Consider the following 10,849-nt stretch of genomic DNA (forward strand, 5'->3'; position numbering starts at 1 on the left):
CTATATAACGCGTATAACGCGTAAAGCTTGTACATCCATCTCGATATTGTCATTCGTTTTACTCATATTATAGCATAAAGCTATGATAAACACGGTAAGAAAGCGCACAAAAAAACTTCCCGCAGGCGGGGAAGTTTTTTTGTGCATCACATGAAGTGTTCTTTATTTTGTTTTTGCCTTGCAGATGCCATCGGCCCAGTCAAAGAGTTCTGTCAAGTCATAATCGCCGGCATGGCCTTTGCCCCACGGCGAAGCAAAGTCCACGTCATAGCCATGGTCCATGAGAGACAAAGCAAGAATGGCCGGAACGGCCAGCGCCGTATCACGGTCTTTCGCCCCGTGGCGGATGCGCCAGTGCGGAGCCACTGTGACACCTTTTTTGCCGATGAAATACAGCGGGTTCATGCGGCGGATGTCATCCCAGGTCGCCATCGTCGCCCCCGGTGCCGTATCACGCGTCAGGGAAAAGCCCGTAAAATGGCGCGGCGTATTGTCGGACGTGCCGAACTCATCGTTTTCGCCGGAGCTCAAATCGAATTTATCAAAGGCCGGTGCTGCCTTGAGGCGCGTTGCCCAGGCGGCGTACCCGGCGAGGTCAACATCCTTGACATTGCCATCTTCAATAGTCAGCCAGCCAAGGTCCGAAAGGTCTTCCCCTGCATCGAGGGCCGTCTGAGCCGAAGCTGCATAGATGGATTTGATATAATCTGCAAAGGTACCCGTGCCATCTTCATTGAGCGTCAGGGCCCTGCCGTTCTGATCCGTGAGGTTCAGGCTGTTGACATAAGCAGGGAAAAGCGCCTTGAGCTGCTCAGAGGCCGTGATTTCCGCAGCCGTCATCGGCGTGGCAGCGGCTGTTTCCGTCGGGGCATTTTCCGGACGGTCCGTCACGGTGCCATCCTGGGCCTGACCATCGGCTGTTACGGGCTGTACAACGGGCCCCGGTCCCATCGGAATGAGCTTATCCCCAGCCTTGAGAAAGGCTGGCATCTGACCTGGCTGCATCGGAATCATCGGGCTGCCAGATCTCTGATATGCCTCATTGACGCCGTTGAACATCCACTCATAGGCCATATCCGCATGGTCGAGGTTCGTAATCGGGCAGTAGTCCATCGAAGCAAAGATATCATCGCGCTCGCCCGCTGCCCCGACGGCCTTGAGGTCCGCGCTGTATTCTTTGCTGTTGCCCGTTGCGCCGAGCAGGGCAGATAATGCGCCGCCCGCGCTTGTGCCGTCTGAAATGATCTTATCCGTGTCACCGGCTGGCAGACGGTGCCTGTTATGACGCAGATAACGGACCGCGGCCTTATAGTCGACAAGAAAGGCCGGTGCCTTGCCCACATACGTTTTGCCGTCATCGCCTACCGTCGTGCGGCCGCGGACAGCCGGAGCTGCAACGACATAGCCTCTTGCGAGGGCCACGAGCGAAGCGTTCGCGCCGCCGGACATTTTATCGTCTGCACTCGGCTCCTTGATGTCGCCCGGCATATAGCCGCCCACGCCGTTTGGCAGGAAAATCGGTGCCGTCTTAGCCGTATAGCCATTGACCGTGCCGCCCTTTTCAAAATAGGCCTCCGGAATGAAAATGCTCATGGATTCTGAAGCCACCGAAGCCGGCTTCGAGACATACGGGATATTGCGGTAAGCGCGGAAGGCGACATCCTGCCCATTGAGCTGCAGCGTTTCCTTCGTATAATTTTTCGCATTGAACTTCAGGCTGTATTTCTGCTGTTTGGCTGCAGCCTGTTTTTTTGTCGTTGCCTTTGCCGCCGTGGTATTATCCTGTGCTGCTGCCACGTTCTTTACCGCAGCGGTCTGTGCCGCGCCATCTGCAGCAGCTGCCTGCGCTGCCCCTGTCGCAAAGGGCACAGTCAGAGCGCTGACCGCCAGCATCGTCAAAATAGATTTCTTCAGATTCATATCATCCATCCTCTCATCTCATCCAGTCATTTCCTTCATTATATCATGCTATTTTCTATCCAGCATATCCGTCATGAAGGAAGTTGCAGAAGTTCCCGACAAATAGAAAACCGCCATCCAGGGATGGCGGTTTTCTGTTCTCAGTCGAAATTTACGCTTCTCTTTTCTATACACCAAACTGCGTATCAGGTATCAGTATCAGGTGTTCTTGGCAATGACAGCACCGACCACGGCGCCGAGCACAGCGGCGGTCGTGACTTCACCAGTCGAATGCGAGCTGCTCGAACTCTTCTTAGGCGGCTTGCGGTTGTGGTCGTAACGGCCCTGCTCGCCATCGCGGCGCTGATATTCCCAGTTGCGGTCACCTGTATCATGACGGTTATTCTGCTGTTCATAACGCGGCGGCTCGTGGCGCGAGGCAGCCTCGGCCGAAACCGTCAGCGTCGTGCTCGCGATGCCAAAGCTCATGAGGCCTGCAAGGGCGAGGGCCATGCTCTTTTTCCACGCTTTTTTGATATTCTGGATTTTCATAAGGATCGCTCCTCTCATTTTCTATTCCATAGCAAGGGGCTTTTTGCCTTCCTTGATGATGGCTCTATTTTAAAGCGGCGAGCTTGCAATCCCTTTAATCGGACGTTGGATTTTCGTTAAATCTTTTCCTGCCCAAGAATATCAGAAATACGAAAGAAAGTTGCGCGCAATAGCCGATAAATAGCGTTCCCGCGGCCAGATGGCAGCCAGACGCGTATAAAGGGATTTTTCCTTTATGACCTTGCAGTGCAGATTGTCATGCGCCGCCAGAGAAAAGGCAGACTGCGGCGCGATGGCAACGCCGAGTCCCGCATTGGCCCAGAGAATGGTCGTGCGGGCATCATCATTGAGGCAGCAGACATCCGGCGTAAAGTCATGGGCCGCAAAGGTATCCATGAGCAGCTGCTCAAAGCGGCGATAGAGTATTAACGGTTTTTCCGCGAGTTCTTCTGCCTCTATTTCTGTTTTCGTCTCATCCCAGTCGAGTTCCGGCGTCATCGCGGCAATCATGGGCTCCGGCTGACGGTACTTGCAGTTAAAATGCACCGCGTTAAAAGGCGTGCGCACGATGCCGATTTCGATGATGCCTTTTTCAAGCAGATTGATGAGCTGATATGTATTGCCATCGTGAATTTCAAAACGCACATGCGGAAAATGTTCGCGAAAAGACTGCATGCCCTCATTCTGCAGGACATTGCCGGATGATGACACAGTCCCAAGTGACAGTGTCCCGCGTGTGCCCTGTTTCATATCCTGCATTTCTCTTTTTGTCATCGCGGCCATGTCGAGCAGCTGTGCTGCGCGCTCCGCAAGCAGCCTTCCCGCATCGGTCAGCTCGATGTGATGCGGTCCGCGGCGGAAGAGCTTCATGCCAAGTTCATCCTCGAGCATTTTCATCTGGCTGCTCAGGGGCGGCTGAGCCATATGCAGCCGGCGGGCGGCCGCTGTAATCTGACGTTCTTCTACAATGGCGAGAAAATAACGCATCTGCTTTAAATCCATAGTACCTTCATTCCTCTCTTGACTTCATATTGTTCTCAGATGGCAATAACGGGATACCGATACGCGTGATATACTCACTGGGATTGGCGGTCCCCAAATCCTCAATGATGCTTTCCTCATAAGAAAACGCGCCTGCCTGCAAATCGGGATGTGACAAAAGATACTGACGCAGTTTTTGATAAGAAGCATGCGTCGCCATATAGTCACCTGAAAAATACGTCACAAGGTAGCTGCCGGCCGGCCGGACCGCACAAAACTCCGCTGGCACATTCTGCAGGGATTTTGTCGTCACGGTAAAAAAACGTGTCAGGATATGCTCATGCCCCTGCAGAATATCTTCTTTTGCTGCCATAGCGCCAAATGCCGTGCCAGTCGTCAGATTATGCTCCAGCATATAGCGCATATGCTCCATGATAATGCGCTCCACACTGCCCTGATTCCCCTGAAGCATGAATTTACGCACGGAGCGCGAATAAATGAGTTTGGCCGCCGGCCATTTCTCGATGACCACTTCACCGCAGCGAATATTTTTGACAAGGGCGAGAGTATGACGCTGATTGCGCACAATCTCCTTCATATATTGAAGCTTGCAAATCTCTTCATCCAGCCAAGTCTCCTGTTCCGCGAGCAATTTTTCAAGCCCTGCCGGACTGCGGTGTTCCATATATTCCTTGATTTCCGAAAGGTCCAGCCCCATCTGACGCAGCATGCGGATCATGATGAACGGATAACACTGCCTTACCGAATAATAGCGATAGCCATTTTCGCCAACATGGTCCGGTGAAAAAATGCCCTGCTCATCATAATAATGAAGCGTACGCTTATTGACGCCGCAGAGTTTGGCAAATTCTCCTGTGTGGAAACTCAGACCGCGTTCCATTTCGAGCCCTCCTTGACTTTACAGTGACTGTATACTTTACCATGAGTATAGAACATTTTTCTGAAAGGATCTTGATAACATGAATACCGCTTTGAAATCGCCGCTCGGCAGGCATTTCAAACTTTTGAGCCTGCTGCGCTTTGCCCTGCCGTCCATTGGCATGATGATTGTCATCTCCCTCTACACGGTAACGGACGGCATTTTCATCGGGCGCTTTGCCGGCAGTGATGCACTGGCGGCTTCGAATATTGTTTATCCTGTCATCAATCTCGTGCTCGGTCTTGCCATCATGATGGCCTCGGGCGGCTCGGCCCTCGTGGCCAAGAATCTCGGCGAAGGGAATCTTTCGGCTGCACGCCGCCGCTTTTCTCTGCTCGCCGTCGTGACCTCGGTCATGGCAGGTTTTTTCGCCCTGCTGGCCTTTCTGGCAGGCGACGGACTGCTCGTTTTGCTCGGCGCTTCTGAGGCTCTGCTTGCCGACTGCCATGTCTACCTTTATGCCCTGCTGCCTTTCTATCCCTTTGCCGCCCTGATGATTCTCTTCAATGCCTTTTTCATTGCCGACGGCCGGCCCACGCAGGGATTTATCGTATCCATTCTGGCTGGTCTCACCAATGCCGGTCTCGATTACCTTTTTCTCGCGCATTTCGGACTTGGCATCATAGGTGCCGGCCTTGCTACAGGCATTGCCGACCTGCTGGCAGCCAGTATCGGACTCGTCTATTTTTCCCGCTGCAGCCGTCTGCTGCGTTTTACCAGACCCGTCCTTGAATGGCGCGCACTCGGTCAGGCTGCTTACAACGGCAGCTCGGAGCTCGTCACACAGCTTTCCGTCGGCATCACGACCTTTCTCTTCAATATTATCACGTTCCGCTATGCCGGTGCGGATGGCGTAGCCGCTATTTCGGTTATTCTCTATGCGGAAATGCTGCTGACTTCTGTTTACATGGGTTTTGTGAACGGCACCGCGCCCATTTTCTCCTATCATTTCGGTGCGCGTGCTTTTCATGAGCTTCTGCGCCTCGTCAAGCTAAGCCTTGCCATCATTGCGTTTTTTGCCCTGCTTTCCTTCGGGCTGGCCCATTTCTCAGCAGCGCCCCTTGTTTCCCTGTTTCTGCCGGAAGGCGGCCATGTCTATGACATCACCCTGGCTGGCTTTCGTCTCTTCTCCTTTTCCTTCCTGCTCTGCGGCTTCAATCTCTTCATCTCAGGCTTCTTTACGGCCATTTCCGACGGCAGGACCTCAGCCCTGATGTCCTTTGCCCGCAATCTTTTAGGCATTGCCATCTATCTCCTGGCGCTGCCTGAAATACTCGGACTCACTGGCGTCTGGCTGGCCGTGCCGGCTGCCGATGTGACAGCCTTACTGCTCGGCATTTTCCTCCTGCTGTCGCACCTGCGCGATTTCACACAGAGACACGAAGTCCGCACCATCTCATAAAATAAAACATAGAAAAAATCCGCATCGTTTTTTTCGATGCGGATTTTTTCGCGTTCTTTATTCAATGTTTCACGTGAAACATTTATGCTTTTGCACCCGTGGAGTACATCGGAATCTTTTCTGGATTATCCTTGATGGTCCAGACACCGCACGGGCAGACGCCGGCGCAGATGCCGCAGCCGATGCAGCGGTTCGGATTGCTCGTGTACTCAATCGTGCCATCCTCATGCTCGATGCGGTCGATGGCTTTTTCCGGACACGATTCAAGGCACATCTTGCAGTCGCGGCAGGTACCGCAGCTTACGCAGCGCTTGTAATCGCTGACCGGATCGCCGAGCTCGCAGTGATGGCATTTCTCGAAATAGGCCTTGGAAAGACGCTCAGCCGGAACCTGTTTCTTTTCTGGGAACGGCTTGTATTCCTTGCCCATGACATACTGGTCAACGTACCAGGCTGCCTTGCGGCCGCTGCCGATGGCATCCGTCAGACGGCCCGGCTTGATCGTATCACCGGCCGTGAAGACGCCGTCCATGATGGAAAGGTCTTTGTGCGGCACGAGCCAGCTGTTGCGGAAATACTCAATGCCTTCATCCTCCGGCAGGAAGTCGAGGACCGGCTGCTCACCGATGGAAACGATGACCTGATCGGCTTCAATGAAGCGGCCATCGTTGCCGTACACGCCTTCCGGCGTGATTTTGCTCGTGAAGAACGGCCAGACAATCTTGCCGCCCAGACCTTCGAAGTAAGCAATTTCCTTGGCAAAAGCGGCTGGCTTCTGCACATCGACGGCGATGACGGACTCTGCGCCCATCTCATAAGCACCGCGGCAGGTATCCATGCCGGAGTTGCCGGCACCGATGACGACGACCTTTTTGCCCGTCTTCGGATGTTCGCCGCGGTTGATGGCCTTGAGGTACTCGAGGCCCATCGTCAGGTACTCCACACCTTCCCACGGGAAGAAGCGCGACTTCGTGCCGCCCGTAGCCACGACGACAGCGTCGCTGGCTTCGCGGATCTTGTCGAACTTCTCGCGGTCTACCTTGCAGCCCTCGACGAATCTGACACCAACGCTCTCGATGCGCTTGAGCTCGGATTCCAGCAGTTCGTGCGAGAGACGGCCGCGCGGGATGACCTGCTCAAGCTTGCCGCCGATATGGTCCGCGTCATCATAGACCGTGACTTCATGTCCCTTGCGGACGAGCTGCCAGGCCGTCGAAAGACCCGCGACACCGCCGCCGATGATGCCGATTTTCTTGCCCGTATGCTCTTTCGGCGGCTCGACTTTCGTGAAAGCGGAGCTGTAGCCGAGGTCGCCAATCTGGATTGGCTCATCAATCGTGCCGCGCGTGCAGGCGTCCATGCAGGGATTCGGGCAGACCGAACCGCAGACGGAACCCGGGAACGGCGTATAATCGAGTTCGAGCTGGATGGCCTTGTCGAGCTCGCCGTTGCGGATGTATTTATAACGCAGCTGCGTCGGAATGCCCGTCGGGCAGTTGAATTCGCAGGGTGCAGCGTACTGCGCGTTGTCCCAGCTCGGCACGCGCAGGCGGTAAAGGCCATGCGAAATCGTGTTGTGCACGGCAAAATCATCATGGGCAACGTCGGAGAAAATGCCGCCCTTTACCCACTCATGCAGGCGGAAGGACTTGAGGTCCGGCGCTGGTTTTGGCTTGCGCTCCGCACGCGTCAGCGGACGCAGCTTATGCCACTCGCTCCAGTTCGTCAGTTCTTTCTCAAGCTCCGGACGTTCGATATGTGCGAGGAAGTCGCCCATGCCGCCCGCGAGGAAGGCAATATCGTCATCATTGAGGGCTTCGCAGACGATGTCCGCCGGATGCGTGCCAATCGGGCCGCGCACGTAAACGACGCCGCCGACCATGCCGACGCAGGCGCGTTCGCCGAGGACCGAGTCGAACTCCGCACTGTCATAGCCGCAGACAACAGCCTTGCCGCCGCCCATGAACTCGAACGAGAATGAACCGACATTCTTCAAAATCCAGAGTTCCGGTTCTTCATAAAGAGGATCGTGCTTCATCAAAGAGCCCGTACGCGTGCCGCCGCGGCCGCCGATGAAGATTTTGCCGCCTGAGGAGCAGTGACCGGCAGTATCGCCGGCATCGCCCTTGACGGTGATGATGCCGCCGGCGTTGAGCCAGCCGACATCTGCAGAAGTCGATTCCTCAATGACGATTTCCGTATTCGGCAGGCACATGGAGCCAGTGCGCTGGCCGGCATTCCAAACGTGGAAATGCAGCTTCTTGCCTTCCGGATGCCAGAGCGGACCGCCGATATCATGCTGACCGGAGGCCTTGATTTCAAAATCCGTCTCGCCCTGCTTGACGGCTTCGCCGATGGCCAGGAGCAGGTCCTGGGTGGACATGCGTTCATGTCCTTTCATGGTATCTATCTTAAACATTAAGCTCTCCTCCTGCTATCAGCAAACGTACTGGATGCCAAGTTTGTCTGCCACGGCCTTGTCGGTCGAGACGAGTGCGTCGCTGCGGCCGATTGGCAGCGAACTGTTGCCGATTGGCGCCATGAGCTTCTTGAGCTCCGTATCGAAGGTCAGTACATAATCGACGATCTTCTGTGCGCCGCGGTCGATATCGAGGCGTTTAACAAGGCGCGGGTCCTGCGAGCAGATGCCCATCGGGCACTTGCCGGTGTTGCAGGAATTGCAGCGGCCCTGCTCGTTGCCGATGCAGCCGAGCAGCTGAATCAGGATCTTGCCGCAGAACACGCCGTTGGCACCGAGGCACATCATCTTGAAGGCATCTGCCGCAGCATTGCCCGTCATGCCGATGCCGCCGCCGCCGTAAAGCGGAATCTGGCCCTGCAGGCCCTGCTTGACAGCTGCGAGATAGCAGTCGCGGATTTTCGAAACGACCGGATGGCCCGTGTGGTCAAGCGAGACCTCGTTGGCTGCACCCGTGCCGCCCTGAATGCCGTCGATGAAGAAACCGCCGCAAATCTTATACGGGTCACGCAGCAGGTTGTTGTAAACCGAAACCGACGTAGCCGAAGCCGCGCATTTGATGGCGACCGGTACGCGGAAACCAAAGGCTGCATTCATCGAAAGATGCATCTTCTGGACCGATTCCTCGATGGAATACAGGCCCTGATGGTTTGGCGGCGAGGCCAGCGTTGCCTTCGGTACACCGCGGATAGCCTGTACGTGCTCGGCGACCTTTGCCTCCGGCAGCAGACCGCCGTCGCCTGGTTTTGCACCCTGACCAATCTTGATGAGGACGCCCGCAGGGTCCGTCTTCATATGCGGCATGGCCTTGATGATGCGGTTCCAGCCGAAATGACCGGAAGCGATCTGGATGATGAAGTATTTGAGATAATCCGATTCGAGAAGTTTTACCGGCATGCCGCCTTCACCAGAGCTCATGCGGACCGGCAGGCCGCATTTCTCATTGAGGTAGCCAACAGCCAGTGCTACGGCTTCCCAGGCACGGGTTGAAAGAGCACCGATGGACATATCGGAGAAAATCAGCGGATAAATCCAATGAACCGGCGGCGTATGCTTCGTCTCGACGAGCTTGCCGTCTTTAATGGCAAAGGGCAGTTCTTTTGCCGAGAGCACGCGGCCAAACGGGGAACGAATATCGAACGTATGGCGCGCAGCATCGAGCGACGGGTCCGTCATCTGTGAGATACGGCCGACCACGATGGAGTCGAGCGTGCGCTGTGCGTTGAGGTTCGTACGGCCGCCGCGTTTAATCGGGCCGTGGTCCTTCGAGAGCAGGGTCTTGCGCGTATCGGGGTTGCGCACCGGATGAATAGCATCATTCGGGCAGACCTTCTCGCAGATCCCGCAGCCGCGGCAGTAATCCGTGAGGCTGGCCACCTGCTTGATGACCGGGCGGACCTGATGAATTTTCTTCGGCTCCGGCAGCGGCTTTTCCGATACTGTCAGGGACTGGCCGCGGACTGCTACTTTGATGGATTTAAAGGAGCAGGAAGCGACGCAGCTGCCGCACATCGTGCAGCGGTCGGGATGATATTCGATTATCCATGGGAGATCATTTACGCCCACATCTTGAGTCTTTACTGCTTCCATCTCTGTACCTCCAGGTCGTTGTCGATGACAACGATTTCGCGTTCATTCGGGTAGATATCCTTTGTCTCATCACGGTCCGGCATGATTTCATTGAGGCCGCAGACCTCGGACGAAATGGCGACCATGTCATCCGTGCGTCCTACGACAACAGGACGCAGCTTCTTGGAATCACAGCACGTGATCATCTTCTTGTCCGGCAGGACGCCGATGATCGTGTTCGGGCCGTTGATTTCGAGGTTCGCCAGGCTCTGGCGGATGGCAATGAGCACATCCTTATCCGGACGTTTCTCGATTTCTTCAAACGGCAGCGGCGTAATGACGTGCTTGTAATACGTCAGCGGCCATTTGAGCTCGTGATGAACGTAATGGAGGGTATTGAGGAAGCACTGCGAATCGGACTCAAAGCCGATGTAGCCGCGGTGCAGGGATTTCTGGAATTCCTTGTTCTTTGTATAGAAGGTATTCTCGCCGTTTGCACAGAGCGTATAGCCCTGCAGGAAGAACGGATGGGCCGCATAGCGGACGATATCGTAGTTCGTGTTCTGACGGCACTGGGCAACGATGGATTTTGCTACGAGACAGCCATTGTCATCCCAGAGATGGAAATACGTGGCAATATCGCGCGGGTCGCCGATTTCCTTGAGCGTCAGCACATCCGGCCAGAACGAATAAACAAAACCGGCATTTTCTTTTTCGAGCAGCTTGCGCAGTGCCAGGCGCGTATCGAGCAGCAGGTCTTCCTTCTGCTCTTTCGTCATATGCTCCGCATCTTCCGGATAATCGTAATTGCGGAAGATGTAATACGGCATAGCCTGAATATCAAGTCCCGGGCGTTTGTCCGGCACCGGAATCCACTCGGCCAGCTGTACGAAGTTATGCGTATCCATGTACTCTTCAACAAGCTGAGCACCACGCTGCGTGCAGGCAAGCGATAACAGCGGTTTATCCTTATAATTGGAAAAGATTCCGTACAGGTCCTGCATGACCATGGCGAAACCTGAGTTAT

At 55.1% G+C, this 10,849-nt stretch carries 8 protein-coding genes; 1 reads left to right on the forward strand and 7 read right to left on the reverse strand.

What is annotated here, in order from left to right:
- Positions 1-162: 162 nt before the first annotated feature.
- The 4 genes from ACI4OH_RS03845 to ACI4OH_RS03860 all read right to left on the reverse strand — a co-directional run bounded on the left by ACI4OH_RS03845 (position 163) and on the right by ACI4OH_RS03860 (position 4,333).
- Positions 163-1,920: a subtype B tannase gene (locus ACI4OH_RS03845; RefSeq protein WP_439784212.1), complete on the reverse strand. Its 1,758-nt coding sequence runs from the start codon at positions 1,918-1,920 to the stop codon at positions 163-165.
- A gap of 198 nt (positions 1,921-2,118) precedes the next feature.
- Positions 2,119-2,451, reverse strand: coding sequence for a hypothetical protein (locus ACI4OH_RS03850; RefSeq protein WP_432646461.1), 333 nt, complete (start codon positions 2,449-2,451; stop codon positions 2,119-2,121).
- 141 nt (positions 2,452-2,592) lie between these two features.
- Positions 2,593-3,453, reverse strand: coding sequence for a LysR family transcriptional regulator (locus tag ACI4OH_RS03855; protein WP_439784213.1), 861 nt, complete (start codon positions 3,451-3,453; stop codon positions 2,593-2,595).
- A 7-nt stretch (positions 3,454-3,460) separates the two neighbouring features.
- The gene (locus ACI4OH_RS03860; protein WP_435721685.1) at positions 3,461-4,333 is read right to left on the reverse strand and encodes a MerR family transcriptional regulator; all 873 of its coding nucleotides are present in this window, start codon (positions 4,331-4,333) and stop codon (positions 3,461-3,463) included.
- A 79-nt stretch (positions 4,334-4,412) separates the two neighbouring features.
- Here ACI4OH_RS03860 and ACI4OH_RS03865 point away from each other — a divergent pair, with 79 nt between their 5' ends.
- On the forward strand, positions 4,413-5,774 hold the full coding sequence (locus ACI4OH_RS03865; protein ID WP_439784214.1) for an MATE family efflux transporter: 1,362 nt from the start codon (positions 4,413-4,415) through the stop codon (positions 5,772-5,774).
- A gap of 82 nt (positions 5,775-5,856) precedes the next feature.
- On the opposite strand, the gene ACI4OH_RS03870 is transcribed toward ACI4OH_RS03865, so the two are convergent.
- From ACI4OH_RS03870 to ACI4OH_RS03880, 3 genes are all read right to left on the reverse strand, one after another.
- Positions 5,857-8,193, reverse strand: a complete 2,337-nt coding sequence (locus ACI4OH_RS03870) for an FAD-dependent oxidoreductase (RefSeq protein ID WP_439784215.1) — start codon at positions 8,191-8,193, stop codon at positions 5,857-5,859.
- A gap of 18 nt (positions 8,194-8,211) precedes the next feature.
- Positions 8,212-9,843, reverse strand: a complete 1,632-nt coding sequence (locus tag ACI4OH_RS03875) for a glutamate synthase-related protein (protein WP_435721682.1) — start codon at positions 9,841-9,843, stop codon at positions 8,212-8,214.
- The coding region (locus ACI4OH_RS03880) for a class II glutamine amidotransferase (RefSeq protein WP_439784216.1) at positions 9,831-10,849 on the reverse strand (1,019 nt) is incomplete at its 5' end. The genes ACI4OH_RS03875 and ACI4OH_RS03880, both read right to left, overlap by 13 nt.

The organism is Mitsuokella apri (assembly GCF_051886055.1).
In the GTDB taxonomy this organism is placed as follows: domain Bacteria; phylum Bacillota; class Negativicutes; order Selenomonadales; family Selenomonadaceae; genus Mitsuokella.

Coding starts and splice junctions, on each gene's coding strand:
- ACI4OH_RS03845 (WP_439784212.1), bottom strand. CDS start 1,920: ATGAATCTGAAGAAATCTATTTTGACGATGCTGGCGGTCAGCGCTCTG.
- ACI4OH_RS03875 (WP_435721682.1), bottom strand. CDS start 9,843: ATGGAAGCAGTAAAGACTCAAGATGTGGGCGTAAATGATCTCCCATGG.
- ACI4OH_RS03870 (WP_439784215.1), bottom strand. CDS start 8,193: ATGTTTAAGATAGATACCATGAAAGGACATGAACGCATGTCCACCCAG.
- ACI4OH_RS03860 (WP_435721685.1), bottom strand. CDS start 4,333: ATGGAACGCGGTCTGAGTTTCCACACAGGAGAATTTGCCAAACTCTGC.
- ACI4OH_RS03850 (WP_432646461.1), bottom strand. CDS start 2,451: ATGAAAATCCAGAATATCAAAAAAGCGTGGAAAAAGAGCATGGCCCTC.
- ACI4OH_RS03855 (WP_439784213.1), bottom strand. CDS start 3,453: ATGGATTTAAAGCAGATGCGTTATTTTCTCGCCATTGTAGAAGAACGT.
- ACI4OH_RS03865 (WP_439784214.1), top strand. CDS start 4,413: ATGAATACCGCTTTGAAATCGCCGCTCGGCAGGCATTTCAAACTTTTG.